This is a genomic window from Salegentibacter sediminis (assembly GCF_002078605.1).
Taxonomy (GTDB): domain Bacteria; phylum Bacteroidota; class Bacteroidia; order Flavobacteriales; family Flavobacteriaceae; genus Salegentibacter; species Salegentibacter sediminis.
In genome coordinates this window covers 151,425-170,940 of the sequence record NZ_MSJR01000008.1, presented here as the reverse complement: position 1 = coordinate 170,940, position 19,516 = coordinate 151,425, and the positions used below count along the sequence as shown (strand labels likewise).

The window sequence follows — 19,516 nt, the reverse complement described above, 5'->3', positions numbered from 1 at the left end:
GTCTAATTAATAGTATTGGCTAATTACTGTAAAATGAATTCGTAAGTTCCGGTTTCATAATCATTGGCCACTTCGATATTCACCTCGTAGGTTGCCGAGGTTGTTATATTGGTTAAGTTTGGACCGCCATTGGTCATGGTTCCGGACAGGGCATCGGGATCGTCCCCACCTAACTGAATATCCCAGGGGGAATTAAATTTAAGGTGGTAACCAGCTTCCAGAGCCTGGGTCGTCGTAAATTTATGCGGATGCACATAGGTCATAAGGAACTCGTCCCTACTATCCCAGCCGCCGCCTTCTTCGTCCCAATGGAATAATTTTATGTTATAATATTTCCAGTTTACCGCTCCCGTGGCAAAATTAAATTCCAGGGAATAGGCCTGATCTCTTGCCGGAGAAATATTTCCAGGGCTTTCCAAAAGACCAAGGCTGCCAAAAGCTGAATCTCCGTCAGGGTTGGAGGTTTCTCCAATAATTCCGTCAAGTGAGTAGGCTGTTCCTGTACCGTCTTCAGCGCTGTTAAGTTGATAGCTTACTTCCGCCTGTAACGGAATATAGGTACCTGACATAAACTTATCATCTTCTTTATTGAATTCAAATACTACTACGCCATCGGCAAGAAGGTAAAGCGCATCAGGGGTTTCAGAAGGAGGATTGCTTACCTGGTTGCTTTCAAGGGAATAGGTGTAGGTATCTCCTGAAAGGTTTACAGTAACGGTATAATCTCCCGGAGCACCTAATGGGATATCTTCAATTTCAATTCCGGCATCTCCTGCCTGGGATTCCATATAAAGTTCATTCTGGGTGCCGGCAATTCTTTTAAAGAGGTAACCCCAGTCGCCATTAAGCCTGAAAAGGAATCCTCCAGAATTCAGAGAAAGCTCAGCTTCCCAAACGCCATTGCCGATGTATTCCAAAGGTTCATCTCCACCCCAACCGGCAGCGATAACATCGCCAACAACACTTAAGTGTTCTATCTTCAGAAGGTTGTATGTTCCTTCTGCAAGGTCTACGGTTAATCTGTATTCCCCGGTTTCATCAACTATAATCGGATCCCCATTTTTAACCAGTTCTCCTTCGCTACCCCCATAGGTATGAGCGGGAAGGGAAGTTTCACTATAAATCATAAAGGCTGCTCCTGCTTCGAGATGGGTATAGATTTCGAAAACATCGGTGGCGTTATTTTCGGTATCTTTCAGGGATCTCATTGATAAAGCCTGTGAAAGATCAGTTCCTGCTTCGGTGGCCTCTCCAGAAAGGTACAATTGCCCGGGAAGGTATTCGGATTCAAAACGTTTTACACTTAATTCCGCAGCATCGGTAGTTTGTTTATCAATACTATTTGCGAGTACTACAACTTCCAGGTCAACTTCTGTTCCGGCATTATATCCAGCATAAGATAATGCAAGGTCGATTTCACTAGCAGTAAAACTTCCATTGGTATCGCGGCCTCCATTTTCGGAAGCTTTACTAAGTAGAGGGGCCTCATAATTTCCCGGAGTACTTAAAATCAGGGTATACCTTACCTGATATCTCTCGGTTGAGACTGCCGGATCCCAGGTGAATTCGAAGGTCTCGTTGGGTTGGTCTTCATCTAAGACCAGGCTTTCGTTCGTGCTAAGTAAAGAAGGCTCACTAAGATCCCATTCTCCAATAGGGTCAAGGTTATCTTCTTCGCAGGAAAAAATAAATGCAAGCACCAGAATTGTGCTAAGAAGTATTTTTATTTTTTTCATTTTATTGTTATTTAATAGTTTGTTTTTTTATTACCACACAAATGTTGATACTGAATTAGCTGTACTGTTTATTTTCAGGTATTTATCTCCGGCCTGTACGTTTATGCTTCTGTTAGAAGAAGTTTCATTAAGAACGACCAGCGCAATTGTACCATCAGGGTTTTGAAAGGCTACATTGTAGATTCCGCCACTTAGTTGATTGGAAGCAATTCTTCTGGCACCAGGCCTGACGAATTTTGAAAAATGAGCCAGGGCATAGAATTCTTCATTATAAATTATTTCTCCTGAAGATTCTATGGTAACTACCCCTCGACAGTTCTGGCATCCATTATTGGTGGGCCCAGAATTCTCATCGAGGGCAAGGTTCCATAATAAGGCTGTTTTTGACCAGTTTCGTGTGGTTCCTATAAAGATATTTTTGATATTCCATTTAAGATTATCACCAAAGTCTGTAGCCCATTCCCCTCCGGAGATCTCCGTGAAATAAACTCCTTTTTCCGGAAAAGCATTATGAACCTGTGACATAGCAGAGACATCTCCCGCATAGGCGTGAAAAGCTGATCCATCTACATAAGTATAGGCTTCTTCATCACTAAGGACCGCGATGGGGTATTGGGGTTCATCGAAATTATGATCATAAGCAATAATCTTCGTTTCGATACCTTCACTTTGGAAAAGCGGACCCAGATGGTCTTTTATAAAATCAATTTGTTGCCCGGCTTCCATTATCATAGTTGGATATTGGGCCTGATGTAAAGGTTCATTTTGTGGAGTTATCGCATCGATGTTTATCCCGTGGGCAGCATAGCCTTCGATATATTTCACAAAATAATTAGCATAGCTATTGTACCATTCCTGTTTTAAATTTCCACCATAAAGTGAATTGTTGGTTTTCATCCAGGCCGGAGCACTCCAGGGGCTTCCCATAATTTTAAGTTTAGGATAAACCTGAAGAATATCTTTAAATACCGGAATCACATCTTTTTCATCTTCCTTCAGGGAAAACTTATCCAAATTGGAATCTGTCTCCCCGGAAGGCAGATCATTATAGGTGAAATCCTGCAAGGAAAAGTCAGAGGCACCAATACTCATCCGCAGATAGGAAATTCCAATACCTGTTTTAGGATCAAAAAGATCCTTTATTAAGGCGCTTTTTTTTCCAGAAGACAGCTCATTAATGAGAAAGGCAGAGGAGCCGGTAAGGGCAGCTCCAAAGCCTTCGATCTCCTGATATTTTTCAGTACGATCGATAATAAGTTCAGCCTCTGTGCTTAAAGCTTCTTCATAGATATCCACTGTGGGCATTTCTTCCAGTAATTGGGTTCCTGCTGCATTGGTGGTCCAGAGCTGGGCTTTCCCAATCACCTCTCCTCCAGGTTTAAGTGGAGGAGGGGGTGGGGTTGCCGGATCGTCTTCTGAACATTGGATATTCAGAAGACTCACAGAAAAGGCCAATATTAATGCTATTAAACGCTTCATTGTTAGTATCCGGGGTTCTGTGTTAGGTTAGGATTCCGGTTGATCTCGTTTTGCGGAATAGGCAAAAGAAGGTCGGTTTCACTAACATTATAATCAACCGGTTGATTGGTTCGAAGATCGATATCGTCTACAGCGTTCATGATTTCGACCGCCATTCCAGAGCGAATAAGGTCATCCCAGCGATAAGCTTCCTGTGCAAGCTCCAGGCGTCTTTCTTTTAGAATTGCCATTTTCATGGTTTGGTAGGAAGCCTTATCTTCAGCAGTCAATTCAGGAAGATTCACCCTTGCTCTAACAATATTTACCTGTTCGGCAGCTTCTTCGATCCGGCCTAATTCATTAAGAGCTTCAGCTTTCATAAGGATGATATCGGCAAGGCGGAAAATATAATCGTTATCAGAACTTGCCCAACCGCCTGCGTTTCTCCATTTATAGGCGAAAGGAATCTCGCTGTTAACAGCATTCCCCCAATATTCGTCTACCCATGGCACTGCTTCAAAAATCATCGTGGCATTCTTCCTGATCTCATCCCCTTCGTTATCAAAAGCTGCTACGAGGTCTTTGGAGGGAGTAACAAATTTTCTCCAACTATCTCCACTTAGCGATGGTGGTAAATGCATTTGGGGTGCCCAGGTACCTTCATCACCACCTAAGTATTGAATTTCTAAAATAGACTCCTCGTTATTATAGTTATTGCCGTCAAAAAGTTTATCATAATCATCTAACAATCTATAACCTGCAGGACTGCTTATAACAGCATTGGCAGCTTCCAGTACGGCAGGATAATCTGGATTTGGCTTTTGTGCATTTACCTTGGCCAATAAGGCATTGGCAGCTCCAATAGTTGCCCGTGCTTTATTGACGCTGGCGTCATTCCCATAAGAATGCGGTAAAAGTTCCCTGGCATCGTTTAGGTCGGTTATGATTTGGTCATAAACCTCCTCTGCAGAACTCCTTGGAATTCTCACTTCAGAAGGATCTACCGATTTGATGGGTTCCAGGATTAGAGGAACTCCACCCCATTGTTTTACCAGGTTATAATAGTTGTAGGCTCGAAGGAAAAGCGCCTGCCCGATAATTTGGGTGCGTTCTTCCTCGGTAATTTCCTGATCGATCTCCGGGGCTCTTTCAAGCACCAGGTTTGCCTTGGAAATAGCATTATAAATTGCCGACCAGGCATTGAAAACCCTGTTGTTGGTAGTAGATACATCTACGTCATCAAATGCGAATATTTCAGGGTTGTCTCCACCGGCATAGTGATTATCAGATCGGACATCCTCAAAAATAATTTTGTCCCAAACGTAATAATCATTCGATTGAAAAGATTCATAAACTCCGGTCAAAGCCGCGTTAAGCTGAGTTCCGGTAGTGTATGCATTTTCTGTTGTTTCTTCCGAAATAGGCATCAGGTCTAATTCATCATCACAGGAGAAGAGACTTGCTGCTATAAACAGTCCGGAAAAATATTTTATAAAATGTTGTTTTTTCATAAGTATTTTAATTTAAAAAGTAACATTCAAGCCCAGGATAAGGTTCCTTGTTTGCGGATAGGTTCCAAAATCTACACCCATTGCGGTGTTACTGCCTCCAAAGGCGTTCACTTCAGGATCAAAACCGGAGTAGTCTGTAATAGTAAACAGGTTTTCTCCCGTTGCATATAATTTTACTGCATCCAGGCTAATGGTTTCAAGGAATGTTTTCGGTAAATTGTAGCTTAGAGTAAGCGCCTTCATTCTAAGATAAGAACCGTCTTCAACGAAGCGGGTTGATAATCTTGAATTATCGGTATTTCCTTCAGAAGCCCTTGGGATTTCTGTGATATCTCCCGGTTCTCTCCAGCGATCTAACACAGCTCTGGACTGGTTCTTAGAATCGGTCATTCCTTCAATTTCAATTCGGGTTGCATTAAAGATGTCATTGCCTTGTGATCCTTGCAGGAAAACCGATAATCCGAATCCTTTATAAGATAGATTATTAGTGAATCCGTATTGAAAATCGGGATTAGCGTCACCTATTATTGTTCTATCATCTGCAGAGGGAGAGAAAGTGGTTTCTCCTTCGCTATCCAGGTAGTAAGCCATCCCTGTTTCGGGATCAACTCCTCCCCAAATATAGCCGTAAAAAGTACCCAGAGGTTCACCTTCTCTCACAAGGCTAACCTCTCCACGACCGGCAACTCCTCCAGCAAACATCTGTTGGCCAACGATATCAATTACTTCATTACGGTTGAAGGAGATGTTGAAATCTGACTCCCAGCTGAATTCACCTTCGAAATTTCTGGTAGTTAACTGAAACTCCAGACCTTTATTTCTAAGTTGACCAATATTTTGAATGGCACTATTAAACCCGGTTGAACGGGGTAGTGGTGCATTAAGAAGCAGATCGCGCGTATCTTTCTGGTAAGCATCTGCACTGAATCTAATTCGACTATTAAAAAATGCCACATCAAGACCAACATTAATTTGTTCTGACTCTTCCCATTTCAAGGTTTCATTGGCGATTGACGCAGGATAAGTTCCCGGTAGTACGATACCTCCTATAGGGTAATTACCACCGCTTCCAACGCGGCCAAAGTAAGCGTAATTACCAACCTGATCATTTCCAACCAATCCCCATCCTGCACGTAATTTCAGGTCATTTACAGTTTCCTGATTTTGCATAAAGAATTCTTCTGAGATTCTCCATCCGGCAGAGAAGGAGGGAAAGTAACCCCAGCGTTCTTTTGGTCCGAAATTGCTGGAACCATCGGCTCGAAAGTTTGCTGTAAGCAAGTATCTTTCATCAAACTCATAGTTCACCCTTACCAGGTAGGAAGCATTAGCTTTTTCGGCTTTTGTTGCGGTGGCAGCAATAAGTTCAGCCCCGGCATTTGGAGTGGTGATCTTATCTCCTGCAAAATTTCTTCTTTCCATAGAACTGTCTTCCCATTTGTATTTTTGAAAAACAGAACCTACAAGAGCTTTCAGATTATGTTTACCGAATTCTTTCTCATAGCTTAAGGTATTATCAAAAATGTAGAAGTTGGTGAGATTAGTATTGTATCTACCTATCCCTTTCATGGCCCGACCATAGCTTGTTCTAAACGGATCAAGGAAATAATCATAGTTTGCACTGCTATAATCGGTACCGATATTAGTTTTGAAGCTAAAATCCTGGAGGAATGAAATTTCAGCATAAATATTCCCCAGTAGTCGTTGATTTACGTATTCTCTTTGAGAGCCATCGGTAGATGCTACAGGGTTTTCCCAATCCTGAAAAGGGTTGCTGGTAAAGGTGCCATCTGGGTTATAGATCCCAATATTCGGTGGGGTAGATAAAACGCCCAGTAACACACCGCCGCTATTGATACTTTGGTTGTCGGCAACATCTACATCGGAATAATGGGTATAGGCGATGTTGGTACCTATCTCCAACCAATCGGTAACTTCCTGAGAGAGGTTAACCTTAAAGTTATATCGTTCCATCTCAGCACTTCTAACTGCGCCTTCCTGTTTGGTATACCCGCCGGAAACATAGTAAGAAGTTCCGTTGGATTTTCCGGACATCCCTAACTGATAATTAGAGGAAAGTCCGTCTCCAAAAATTTCATTCTGCCAATCGGTATTTTCGGTGTAGCGAGACCAATCGGTATTCCTACCCATTTCAGTCATTAAATCTCTATACTGTTCACTATTCAATACCGGAAGCGTGTTCCAAACCTGGGAAACCCCAACGTAAGTGTCGAAGGTAAGTCTCGGTTTTTCAGAAGTACCTTTTTTAGTGGTTATCAAAACAACTCCATTTGCACCCTGAGCACCATAAATGGCTGCAGAAGAAGCATCCTTCAAAACAGAAATGCTTTCCACATCTGCAGGGTTAAGCGATCGGGTATCATTTGTGGGAACCCCATCTACAACATATAAAGGTTCACTACTTGCATTAATAGAGTTCGTTCCTCTAATTCGAATGTTTAATCCGGAGGATGGCTTTCCAGAACCAGATACTACCTGCACCCCGGGAGCTTTCCCCTGTAAGAGGGCACCAACCTGAGTATTTGGCCTGTCATCAAAGGCCTCATCATCTATAATGGAAACTGAGCCGGTAATATCTCTTTTGCTTTGTGTCCCATATCCCACAACTACTACCTGGTCTAGGGTTTCAGAGTCTTCCATAAGTGTAACCTGGATAGGGTTTTCGGTAGCTGTCACTTCCTGGGTTATATATCCAAGGAAGGAAACAACCAATATATCCCCGGGCGTGGCCTGCAAGGAAAAATTCCCATCAAAATCAGTTTGGGTTCCGTTAGTGGTGTTTTTTACAATTACATTGGCACCTGGTAGGGGAAGATTATTGCTTCCATCTACTACAGTTCCGGAGACCTCGATGGTCTGTGCCCAGGAAAATGCCGTGAAACTAAAAAACAATACCCATAAGTATTTTTTAATTTTCATTGATAAAAAGGATTTTTGTATAAATTAATTATGATAGTTTATTGTGAAATCTAATTCTGACGAAAACGATTTCACAGGCCTAAGTTAAAATTTGGATTCGGGGGTTAGGACAAGTCGATTACATTTGAATTACGCCAGGGTAAATAAAAAATACATCAGAACTACGTCAATTTTTATAAGCTTCTGAATTTGAAAATTTTAAAAAGCTAATTATTTCTTAAATATTCTAAAATTTTCATAAATTTGGGCGAGCAATCTGATGCGAAAATTGCCTTTATGAAACTATTCCAGGGTGTTTTTTTAGCTGCGTTTTTAATAGTCCTTCCCGGGCTATTAAATTGTCAGGAATCTTCCGAATTAAGTATAACTTTGAGAAAATCACCCCTGGTCTCTCATTATTCTCAGCAGGATTTTCAGGGGGATACCCAGTTCTGGACTACTACAGAAGACCATCGGGGAGTTTCTTATTTTGGAAACAATGATGGCGTGGTCATTTTTGACGGCGAACGATGGCATAAGGTGAGCCTGCCCAATCACTCCTCGGTAAGGAGTTTAATCACCTCTTCAGAAGGCAAGGTTTACGCCGGAGGCTTCAACGAATTAGGGATTATAGAGAAACAAGCTACCGGAGATTATATTTACCGATCCTTGCTTAAAGACCTTGATCTGGAAGGAATTGAACTTGAAAATCTATGGCAGGTTCACGAGTATAAAGATTACATTATCTTCAGGTCCTTTAATGAATTAATAGCTGTTTCGGGGAATACCGCTACCCACATAGCAGCAAACAATTCCTTTGTGCATTCCGGAATAGTAAACAACAGATTCTTTGTGCAGGATTCAGATTTTGGAATCATGGAATTTAATCCTGAGGAAATGCGATTAAGCCGTGTTTTCGATTTTCGGAGAGGTTCGGTAGTTGGCTTTCTGCCCTCAGGTTTGCAAAATGAAGTGATGGCCATAACCAAGGCGGGAAGCATCTTCAAGATGAATCTGAAAAATAATGAAGTCTACCTCTGGAAACAGGTTTTTGATAAGGAAAATCAGGGTCAGGTAATAAGTGCTATTAAATTTGAAAATGATTATTTACTGGGGACCTTAAGCTCTAAAATAATAGTTCTTAGTGAGAATGGCTACATAAACCGGAATCCACCGGCCTTTAAGGATATAAGTGATTCCTCGATACTTAATTTATTTAAAGCCGGAAGTGGGTTATGGGTCCTATTAAACAACGGGTTATCTTTCGTGGATTTTGATTCCCCGGTTTCTCAGCTATTTGATGTAGGGTCGGTTTATGATCTATATATAGATACAGATAGAATCTACCTTGCGACCAACAAAGGGGTGTATTATTCAAAACTTCAGGAGGGAGAAATAGATAAATCCATGTTACAATTCAAGAGTATTCCTCACCTGGAAGGTCAGGCCTGGTCAATTTCTAACCTAAATGGTTCCCTAATTGTAAGTCATGACAGGGGATTATTTCTATTAGATGGATTAAAGGCTTCGCAAATTGGGGAGGTATCTGGTTTTTGGAAGGTAGTAGGCATTCCGGATTCTCCATATACCTATATCGCTTCCAATTATAATGGTATCTATTTACTAAAAAATAACGGGAGTCAATGGGAGCTTCAAAGCAAGATCAAAGGTTTTGATGAATCGAGCAGGGATATTCTAATTAGCGATAATCCTAATACCTTTTGGGTCTGTCATGGATACCAGGGTGTTTATAAATTGAAACTGACCGAAGATTACTCCCGGGTTTATGCGGTAGACCATTTTACGGATAGAAATGGACTTATCTCGCCTTTTAATGTGAATGTGACCCGATGGAATGATGATTTGGTCTTTACCAGCAATACCGGAATCTATGAATTTGATGAAGCTTCCAATTCTTTTAAACCTTATGAGAAACTAAATGCTGTCCTGGACTCTACCGTTAATACCCGAAAGCTAATTCAGAATAAAGATACTGCCTGGATAGTACAGGATAACGAAGTAGGCTTTATAGATTTTTCTCAAGCAAAGCCAGAAGTACAAAAAAATCTTTTCTTAAACCTTAAAGGTAAATTGAACCGGGGGATGGAGTGTATTCTGCCAATGGAGAATGGGAAGGTTCTTATTGGTGCTACAACCGGACTTTTTCTTTATGACACTAGGAGAGGTAAACAAACTGATAATCTGGAGACAGAGATTACCGGGATTAAATATGTTAAAGATTCAAGGGAGATGGCTATCGCTAATAATCCAGAAATGAATTTTCCGGTAGATACAGAAATCATTCGTTTTGAATTTGCTACACCTCGTATGTCTCCATCTTCTGAAATTGAATTTAGTTATATCCTTGAAGGGATTGATGAGCATTGGTCCCCCTGGGAGAAAACTCCATTTAAAGAGTTTACACATTTAAGACCCGGGGATTATACATTTAAGGTGAAAAGCAGGAATCTTATGGGGGATAAAGGCCAAATATCGAGTGCTGGTTTTAGTATCCCTCCTATTTGGTATCAAACCGATCTGGCTTTATTCATTTATTTCCTTGGCATAATTGCTTTAATCACTTTAATGATCTACGTATTCAGGGCAAAGATTATTTCTGAAAGAAGGAAAGCCAGGTTAGCAGCAGAAAAAGCGCAACGCTTATTAAAGCTTGAAATAGAACAGCTTAAGCTTGAAAAGGATAAGGAATTAATTAAGCAGGATAAAAAACTTCTCGAAGAAGATAATATACGGAAAAGCAAAGAGTTGGCTAATTATACCATGATGCTGGTCAAGAAAAAGGATGTGTTTACCGAGACTTATGAAAACCTTCAGGATTTTCAAAAAACCCTGAAAACTCAGGGAGCCAGAAGAAATCTCCGGAATATCATTCAAAAATTAAATAATCACCGGATCGGGGAAGAGTATATGAAGGTATTCGATGTGAATTTTGAAAAAGTTCATAAAAACTTCTTCAGGACATTAAAAGAAATTAATCCCGATCTTACCAAAAGAGAGTTGCGACTCTGTGCCTTTGTGAAAATGGATCTTACCAATAAGGAAATCGCTCCTCTTCTTAATATTTCGGTGCGTGGAGTGGAAACAGCCAGATATCGGGTGAGAAAGAAATTAGACGTGCAGGAACCAAATTTCCTGCATTTTCTTGAAAACTTACCTGTTCACAATAAGGAAGAAATTTTATGATATAAGCCTAAAGCCTGGTTTGATATTTTGATAGGGCGAAAGTTAGATGGGATTTTTCGGATTTATTTCGACAAATTTGGCTTTTAATGGAAACTGCGAAAAACTTTTTTAGGAAGCTGGAATTTCCGGAGCAGTTGGAAAAATAACAGCCACCGAAAACGGTGGCTGTTGTACATTTCGATTCAGCTGGATCTAACAAATATTTATAGGTTATCACCTCTAAATTAAATAGTAAAAAGCCTATTCTATCTTAGAAAAATCCAGGTCCTGGAAATCATAACTGAAGTCGGTTAGGGGCGAAACGGGTTCCATAGTAAAGCCTTTAGCCTTTCCTTCCCTGTCCAGGTTGAATATCACAAAGGCATCGGCATTGAGCGTGCGATCATCCCATTTTACCACAAAGCTATTCCCTTTATAATAGCTCATATTCCCCTGTAGATCTGATACATTCTCAGCCTTAAAATGAAGTTTTTCATCTTTCATGGTGATTTCCACCTTCCCGAACCAGGGATCTCTGTAGGTGCCGGTATAGTTAGACAGAATGCTCTTATCCAGTTGGCTGTTTTTCTGGGCAGCATTAACGTTCTTCCAAACTTCGGCCACTACAGAATCTGCTTTTTTCTCTGCTTTCAACCTGCTGTCGTTGTACTGTTTAATCCGGTTTTTTCCTTCTATTCCAAAGTAAGCATCTTTAATCGAATTGGTAATAGACCGGAAAGCCGCTCCCGATTGCTGATTGGTGAAGACAATAATTCCCAGGTCCAGTTCAGGGATCATGGTTACCTGGCTAACTATCCCCAGGAGTCCGCCGGTATGGGTGACTTCCAGATAGCCGTTTACATCGCTTAAAAACCATCCCAGGCCATAGGCTTTGAAATGTGTATTATAGTCGCCTTTTCCGGTTCCGGTGAGAGTTTGGGGTGTCCACATCTCGCGATGTGCTTTGGTGCTAAAGAGGCTGTCCTGCAGGTTTTCTCCATATTTTCCTTCATCGAGCTGTGCCTGTACCCATTTGCTCCAGTCTTTCACCGAAGAATAGATCCCGGCAGCAGGGTTTCCTACCCTGGTAAAGCTAAGACCTGTTATTTTCAATTCTCCATCTACTGGGGCGTGTCCGTCAATGACATTGGAGTAATCGTCGATCCTGTGCCAGGACATCGCAGTGCGATCCATTCCTAATGGCTCCAGGAAATTTTTCTTCACATAAGTTTCATACTCTGTTCCTGAAACTCGTTCCACCACTTCGCCTGCAACGATGTACAGCAGGTTATCATAATCGTATTGAGAGCGGAAAGAAGAAACCGGTTTCAAATATCTCAGGTTGTAGATCAACTGATCTATATCGGTTATATTCGAAGCAGGAAATACCATGAGGTCTCCGGCTCCAAGCCCGAGGCCGCTTCGGTGAGTTAGCAGATCCCGTACAGTAAATTCGCTGGTCACATAGGGGGCATATAATTTAAATTCAGGGATAATCTCGGTCACCCTGGTGTCCCATTCCAGTTTGTCTTCATCGATGAGGCGGGCAAGGGCAGCGGCGGTCACCGCTTTGGTGTTGGAGGCTACCCCAAAGAGCGTATTTTCGTCTACGTCTCCGCCTTCCTGGAGCGAGCGGGTGCCATAACCTTTCATATGAGCTACCTCCCCATCCTTAAGCACTGCAACAGCAATGCCTGGAACATTAAAGGTATTCATGGTTTTTTGAACCAGACTGTCTATTTCGTTTGTGCTAAGTTGCTGAGCCGTTCCTGAAATTCCGAAGAAGAAAAAAGCTATCAGGAAGCTTGTAGAAAGTAATTTTGTTTTCATGTAGTAATTATTTAAGCCTAAAGATAGTAATTTCAAGGTATTTTCCTGAGTTGGGTTTTGGCTATAGCCGGTTTTTCTGAAGAAGCGGAAAGCAGGTGTTTGTTTCCAGCTCTGAGCTTTTATATTTCTTTTTACCCATTAAAGATTAGACCGATGCTTCTCAAAAAACATGTTAATTTTTGGGTTAGGTATATTGAGATAACTATTTTTTTGCCTTGAAAACCATTTTTTGGAAGGCTTCTATAGGAAAGAGAGGAAAAAATTGATGGAGGGAGCAGCCGTAATTTCGTCGTTTGTTTTTTAATTTAAAATACTATTTAGTTTTGATGAATTATACTGAATTTTCAGGGAGATCACAATTTTCGGGGGGCCGTCTGCGGGTTTTTATATGGCTCAATCTGTTTTTGGTGATTTTCTTAGGTTCAACCGAACTTCGTGGACAGTTTTTCAACCCCGAGGATTCTTTTATTGAAAATTCAGGAGATGGCACATTATTACTGATCCCGGCATCTGCAGTGGCTACCAGCTTGATTCTGAAAGATTATAAAGGCACCTGGCAGTACACTAAAAGTCTTGCCCTTAATCTGGTGGTGACCGGTGCTGCCAAAGTAATCATCAATAAAGAACGGCCATTGAACGATGGAGGAAAAGCCTTCCCCTCGGGACATACTTCTGTAGCCTTCCAGGGTGCTTCTTTCTTTCATCGCAGGTATGGTTTTAAATACAGTATTCCAGCATATTTGCTTGCGGGATACACCAGTTTTAGCCGGCTTCACGCCACTCGTCATGACAGCTGGGATATTTTGGCTGGGGCGGCAGTAGGAATTGGCAGTACCTGGATTTTTACTACACCCCGAAAAAACAAAAATATGGAGCTCACCTTCAGCAGTTCTGAAGATCATTACCTGTTGGGGTTTAGGTATATTTTTTAGTTGAGTTAAATAGATTGCCCGGGTAGGTTACAGGATTTTGGAAGGGCCTGATAGTTCAGGGAGAGGGAAATTCTGAACCTTGTGCTATAAACTTTTTTCAAGGCTTTCCGGCTTTCTTCTTTTCCTCCCTTTCTTTGGCTTTTCTCACCTGTTTCCGAAGTTTGATGATGGTATAGATCACCACTGCGAGGAGAACTGCACCAGTGATCATAGCGTAACCTAAGGCGGTATCGGAAAGCTAAGCGGGCATAGCTGATATTTTATTTCTATCAATTTACCGAAAAAATAAGCTTTTCTTAAGCTTCTTTCACAATACTTTCAGGATTTAAATTTTTCCCCTGCGGGCTTGAGGCGTATCTTTATTAGTGCAACAAAAAAATAGATTATGAAAAATTTACGAGCAAAAGGAAAGAAATGGGCTAAAAGAGCTTTGGCCTTAAAATTAGGAAAAACCGCGGTAAAAAAAGGAGGGATCCTGGGTGTTGGCTTAGGTGCGGCTGCCGGTGCAGTTTACCTTGCCTGGAACTATAATAAAAAGTGCAAGAAGCTAAAGGCAGAAGAAGATGCAGCTAATGAGATTACCGTAAAGAAAGAGAAAAAAATTGTAGTCTGAAAGCAATAATATTCGGGGTTTAATCCCGGATTTTTCTTTAGGTTTGTCTGTAAAACCTGTTCTTATGGATGATCTAAAGACCCGTATCCTGGCTCTGCAAAAGATATCTGCCGGCCTGGAACCTTCTTCCGACCAACGCGATACTTACTTTCAAAAAGTAAATGACTATTCCAACAGTTTTCTGAACGGGCTTTCCACTTTTGGGACTTATTCTCCGGAAAAACCCAGAAGGGAAGCCTTCGCCTTTGGGGAGAAGCTCAAACCAATGGAAGAAATCCTGAAGATCTTTGCTGAAGAGGTGGCTGCGAAAGGCATCAAGCCTGCCTCGGGAGGTTATATGGGCTATATTCCCGGCGGTGGTATTTACGCCTCGGCCCTGGGAGATTATCTGGCCGATATAACCAATGAATACGCCGGGATGTCTTTTGCCTCCCCGGGAGCGGTGGCTATTGAACATGAGCTCCTCAACTGGATGAAATCCCTGTTTGGTTTTCCTGAATCGGCCGTGGGTAATCTCACTTCCGGAGGCTCTATCGCTAACCTGATCGCTCTCACCTCGGCCAGGGATAAACATAAAATTAAGGGAGCAAGAATCGAAAAAAGTGTGGTGTATCTTAGTCCACAGCTACATCATTGTAACCTGAAGGCATTAAGAATAATCGGGTTGGAAGATGTGATCATCAGGGAACTGGAACTGGACGAAGGCTCCAGAATTGTTGCTGATGATCTTGAACAAAAACTGGAAGCCGATAAGGCAGCAGGCTTAAATCCTTTCCTGTTGATCGCTTCTGCCGGGACCACCGACACAGGAGCCATGGACCCTCTAAACGAATTGGCGGACATAGCCCAAACAAATAACTTATGGTATCACGTGGATGCCGCCTACGGTGGCTTCTTCATTCTTAGCGAAGAGCGAAAACATCTTTTTAAAGGCATAGAAAAAGCAGATTCGCTGGCGGTAGATCCGCATAAAGGACTTTTTCTGCCTTTCGGACTCGGGGCAGTACTGGTTAAAGACAGGGAAGCTGTTTTTCATTCCCATCATCACAGTGCCAACTATATGCAGGATGCCGTCAAAAATGTAGACCTGGTAGATCCCGCTGATGTCTCCCCTGAACTTACCAAACACTTTCGGGCCATGCGCTTATGGCTCCCTCTGCAGTTGCACGGGACAAAACCTTTTGTGGCCTGTTTGGAAGAGAAACTTTTGCTTACCACCTATTTCAGGAAGCGACTTAAAGAAAAAGGTTTTGCCCTGGGGCCTGAACCCGATCTTTCGGTGAGTTATTTCTGGTGGCCATTTTCAGAAAATGAAACCGATTTTAATAAAAAGCTGTTGGAGGAGATCCATAAGGATGGCACGGTATTCTTCAGCTCCACCAATATTAACGGGCGTTTCGTGATTAGAATGGCCCTTCTGGCTTTTCGAACAAAGATTGGACAAGTTGATAAGGCAGTGGAACTCCTGGATGAAGCCAGGATTAGATTATTGGGAAGGCTTTAGCCTGTGTTTCTTTGGGTTTACTCTTGTGAGTTCTCTGTTTTTGTTCTGAACTTTGAACCTGTATCCTGAACCATAAACATATTCTAAACCTGGCCGGGTTGTGATTCCATGATATAGTACTTATTGGGTAATTGAAAAAAGGCACCCGATCAATCATTGATCACCGGGGATGGGTCTTCGTCATATTTCCAATCCCGGTATTTTTGCAGGTCCAGGCGTACATATTTCAGGAGGGCGGCGAATACCGCGGCATCGTCGAGGTATCCAACAAAGGGCAGGAAATCGGGGATGAGGTCAATAGGAGAGAGCACATACAGAAGTGCTCCCCCTACCGAGGAGATCACCAGCCAGGGCACATCTTTGTACCGGCCTTTATACCAGTCCTGCAGCAGGGAGAACAGATCGACAAAATCCCGGTAATATTCGTTGAGGTTTTCAATGTTTAGAAACTTTGAGAATAAGGAATTTTTCTCTTTAAAGAGTTGCTTGAGTTTGTCCCTAGAAAAGGTCTTTTGTCTTTTTTTTAGTTCCTGATCTGCTTTCTGCTGAGAAAATTCTGCCATTTAAGTTAGGTGTTTTATTTCGGCTAAAATTAAGAATTAATGTCGAGTCTGGTAAATGCCGCAAGCCTTATAACAGAAGATTATGAAATTAGATCGCCAATGTGGAGATTACCTAAATTACAGGAAAGCCCCTGTATGAAATCCCGACTTTTTCGTCTTACTTGCAGGGGTAATCATTTCATAAAGCCTGCCTGTCTCAAAACACTTTAGCGAGAGGCGGGCTTTTTTAGAGAAATCCCGTTAGTTTGATGAAGCCTTCATTTTCCAGGAACAAATTCTGATTAATTCATCTTTAATTAAAACCCCATCTTTCATATCTTTCTTTAATTCAGGATTTCCTTAACTTAGCCTGAAATTTCTTTGCCTTGCGATCAATATTCTCTCTGCTTTTTACCCTGTTCCTCACTGTGCTTTCTGCTCAGGAACTTCCTCCTGTTATAAATTTCAATTCCAATCTCTATGCGGGGGGCAACCAGAACTGGATGGTCTCCCAGGCTGCCAACGGCAATATTTATGTGGCAAACAGCGCAGGCCTACTGGAATATAACGGAGCTGAATGGAAACTCTATCCGGTACCCAATGAAAGCGTGGTGAGATCGGTGAATGTTGTGGGCGAGCTTATCTTCACCGGAGCATATAAAGAACTGGGTTTCTGGAAGCGCGATGAGAAAGGCGTACTCGACTATACCAGTCTTATACCCCAGTTTCCCGGCGAACTGAGAGACGGGCAGCAGTTCTGGCATATTGAAAATGTGGGCGAGATAGTAGTTTTCCATAGTTTTGAAGGCCTCTACCTCTATGATATTCAAAGTGGAAAGCTCTCTGAATTTCCTGTGTCTGAGGGCGTGGTTACCAACCTCTTTGAAACAGGAGGGGAGATCTATTACCAGGTGGCGCAGGGCGGACTCTTCAGTATAAAAAATGGAAAACCGGAAATGATTATCCCTCCTGAAACCCTTGGGAACCTGGAATTAATGGGAATATTCAGAGAGGACGAGACCCTGGTGCTCATTAGTAGGGATGCTCGTTTTTATAAATGGCAACAAAACCGATTGGATCAGTATCAGCAGGAATTAAGCAGGCAGCTAAGAGGAAGAAGTATTTTTTCGGCCTTACCGGTTGAAAATAAGGGCATGTTTCTGGGGACGGTAGAAGACGGGATCTTTCACGTGAATGCCGGGGGGGAGATCCTGCATCATTTTAATCAGGAGAACGGTTTTCTTAACAATACGGTGCTAAGGCTTTTCAAAGACCGGAATAATAATATCTGGGCGGCCCTGGACAACGGACTTAGCGTGATAAACCTGGATTCTCCCTTTAAGATATATCAGGATCTCTACGGAAAGCTGGGAAGCGTATATACTTCTTTTCAAAATTCGGAATATTTATACCTGGGTACTAATCAGGGGCTTTATTATCGCCGAAATGGGGAGGAAGAGTTTAATTTTATTGAAGGTAGCAACGGGCAGGTCTGGAATCTTAGTTTTGTAGATGGCAATCTTTTTTTAGGCCATAACACCGGTACCTTTTTAGTGGAAGGCACCCAAATAAAGGAAATCGCTGAACGCTTTGGTACCTGGATTACTCTGGAGTTAAAGAGCCATCCCGGATATTTCATTCAGGGGCATTATAATGGGTTGAGCTTGCTTAAACGCACGGCCGGGGGTTTTGAGGAACTACCTATGCTGGAAGGTTTTCCGCATTCCTCTAAATTTATTGTTTCCGAAGAAAACGGGGAAATTTGGGTGGGAAATGAACACAAGGGAGTGTTCAGGTTGAAGTTGAATGAAGAAATGGATGGCTTCTCCGAAATCAGGAATTATCCTTTCGAGGGGGTATCGGGAATATCTTCCAGTCTTTTCAGCTTTAAAGATGAACTTTATTTTACGACCAAAGAGCATGTGTTCAAGTACCTCCCGGAAGAAGATGATTTTACTCCTGAAAATGATTTAGCTGAAATTCTTAGTGCTGAAAAGCGTATTTCAGGAAAATTCGTCAAGGAAGGGGAGGAAGAACTTTGGGCTTTTTCAGCCAATGCCTTGCTGAATATCACCCCCGATCCTTTAAGCTCCAAATTTAAGCTGAATTCGCTTTACCTTTCAGAAGAGATCCAGAATATCACTCCCGGGTACGAAAATATAACTCCGCTTTACGATGGATCCCGTCTTCTGGGAATCGCCAATGGCTATCTTAAAGTGGAAGAACCCGATTATGAACAAGGTAATTACAGTTTGCGCATAAGCAGCGTTTACAATGCAGCGCTTGATGAAGAACCGCGCCTTCTTAACTTAAGCGAGGAAGAGCCTTTTCATTACAAAACCAACAATGTAATTTTTAATTATAGTATTCCTGAATATAAGAAATTTCTCACTCCTGAATACAGTTACCGGCTTACCGGCTTTACTTCTGTATGGAGCCCATGGAGCGAAACTCCCTCGGCAGAATTTAAGAACCTGCCTTTTGGGAATTATGAATTTGAGGTGCGGGCAAGGATTGGAGATCAAACCGGGCCTTCGGCGACCTATGAATTCAGCATTTCCCGGCCCTGGTATTTTAGCTATTCAGCACTGGTGGTCTATCTCCTTCTTTTTGCTGCAATACTCTACGGGGTAAATATTATCTATAAACGACGGCATGAAAAGTTTGTAGAAGAAAGTGAAAAAGCCCTTAGAATGAAAAACCTGGAGGCTGAACAGGAGATCATAAAACTCCAGAACAGGGAGCTGGAACAAAATATGGTTAGCAAGAATAAGGAACTGGCGGTTTCCACCATGAGTTTGATCAAGAAAAATGAATTCTTAAACATCATAAAAGACCGGCTTAAGGATTCAGAGCAATCCACCGAAGTGCGCTCGGTAATAAAAACCATCGATAAAGAGATAAGTGAAGAAGATAACTGGAAGTTCTTTAAAAAAGCCTTTAGTAATGCCGATAAGGATTTCTTTAAAAAGATGAAGGCAAAACATCCTGAGCTAACCAGTAATGATCTTAAATTATGTGCCTACCTGCGTCTTAATCTTAGCTCTAAAGAAATTGCTCCACTTCTCAATATTTCGGTGAAAAGTGTCGAGATTAAACGATATCGATTGCGGAAAAAGATGGATTTACCACGTGAAGTGAATTTAACCGATTATATTCTCCAGGTTTAAGGCTATACAAAACCCCTTAAAAACTCTACATAAACTCTACAACAGGCATAATTCCCTGTTATTGTTTGCAATAAGCCGTCTGGCATTTGCTCTCGCATAAGCCCTGTATTTGCCATTT

The 19,516-nt window shown here is 41.9% G+C and carries 11 protein-coding genes; 5 read left to right on the top strand and 6 right to left on the bottom strand.

Annotated features, from left to right (window positions below; genetic code table 11):
- Positions 1-23: 23 nt before the first annotated feature.
- Genes BUW93_RS12340 through BUW93_RS12325 form a run of 4 tightly spaced genes read right to left on the bottom strand, consistent with a single transcriptional unit; the run spans position 24 to position 7,645 of the window.
- Positions 24-1,736: a SusE domain-containing protein gene (locus BUW93_RS12340; protein ID WP_081212032.1), complete on the bottom strand. Its 1,713-nt coding sequence runs from the start codon at positions 1,734-1,736 to the stop codon at positions 24-26.
- Positions 1,737-1,766: 30 nt separating this feature from the next.
- On the bottom strand, positions 1,767-3,215 hold the full coding sequence (locus BUW93_RS12335) for a glycoside hydrolase family 30 protein (RefSeq protein ID WP_081212031.1): 1,449 nt from the start codon (positions 3,213-3,215) through the stop codon (positions 1,767-1,769).
- 2 nt (positions 3,216-3,217) lie between these two features.
- A complete protein-coding gene (locus BUW93_RS12330; RefSeq protein WP_081212030.1) occupies positions 3,218-4,705 on the bottom strand; it encodes a RagB/SusD family nutrient uptake outer membrane protein in 1,488 nt (495 codons plus the stop codon).
- Positions 4,706-4,717: 12 nt separating this feature from the next.
- Entirely contained in the window at positions 4,718-7,645 is a 2,928-nt protein-coding gene (locus BUW93_RS12325) for a SusC/RagA family TonB-linked outer membrane protein (RefSeq protein WP_081212029.1), read from the bottom strand.
- Positions 7,646-8,014: 369 nt separating this feature from the next.
- Here BUW93_RS12325 and BUW93_RS12320 point away from each other — a divergent pair, with 369 nt between their 5' ends.
- Positions 8,015-10,828, top strand: a complete 2,814-nt coding sequence (locus BUW93_RS12320; RefSeq protein ID WP_198537013.1) for a helix-turn-helix and ligand-binding sensor domain-containing protein — start codon at positions 8,015-8,017, stop codon at positions 10,826-10,828.
- 240 nt (positions 10,829-11,068) lie between these two features.
- Here the strand turns inward: BUW93_RS12320 and BUW93_RS12315 are convergent, their stop codons facing one another.
- The gene (locus BUW93_RS12315) at positions 11,069-12,637 is read right to left on the bottom strand and encodes a serine hydrolase (RefSeq protein WP_081212027.1); all 1,569 of its coding nucleotides are present in this window, start codon (positions 12,635-12,637) and stop codon (positions 11,069-11,071) included.
- Positions 12,638-12,963: 326 nt separating this feature from the next.
- Between BUW93_RS12315 and BUW93_RS12310 the strand changes: the two genes are divergently transcribed.
- The 3 genes from BUW93_RS12310 to BUW93_RS12300 all read left to right on the top strand — a co-directional run bounded on the left by BUW93_RS12310 (position 12,964) and on the right by BUW93_RS12300 (position 15,686).
- Entirely contained in the window at positions 12,964-13,569 is a 606-nt protein-coding gene (locus BUW93_RS12310; RefSeq protein ID WP_081212026.1) for a phosphatase PAP2 family protein, read from the top strand.
- A 385-nt stretch (positions 13,570-13,954) separates the two neighbouring features.
- Positions 13,955-14,182, top strand: coding sequence for a hypothetical protein (locus tag BUW93_RS12305; protein ID WP_081212025.1), 228 nt, complete (start codon positions 13,955-13,957; stop codon positions 14,180-14,182).
- Positions 14,183-14,246: 64 nt separating this feature from the next.
- The gene (locus BUW93_RS12300; protein ID WP_081212024.1) at positions 14,247-15,686 is read left to right on the top strand and encodes a pyridoxal phosphate-dependent decarboxylase family protein; all 1,440 of its coding nucleotides are present in this window, start codon (positions 14,247-14,249) and stop codon (positions 15,684-15,686) included.
- Between the two features lie 149 nt (positions 15,687-15,835).
- Here BUW93_RS12300 and BUW93_RS12295 read toward each other — a convergent pair whose 3' ends face one another.
- Positions 15,836-16,249 carry a YkvA family protein gene (locus BUW93_RS12295; protein ID WP_081212023.1) on the bottom strand — a complete coding sequence of 138 codons (414 nt, stop codon included), beginning with the start codon at positions 16,247-16,249 and terminating at the stop codon, positions 15,836-15,838.
- 365 nt (positions 16,250-16,614) lie between these two features.
- Here BUW93_RS12295 and BUW93_RS12290 point away from each other — a divergent pair, with 365 nt between their 5' ends.
- The gene (locus BUW93_RS12290; protein WP_232778356.1) at positions 16,615-19,398 is read left to right on the top strand and encodes a helix-turn-helix and ligand-binding sensor domain-containing protein; all 2,784 of its coding nucleotides are present in this window, start codon (positions 16,615-16,617) and stop codon (positions 19,396-19,398) included.
- Positions 19,399-19,516: the final 118 nt, after the last annotated feature.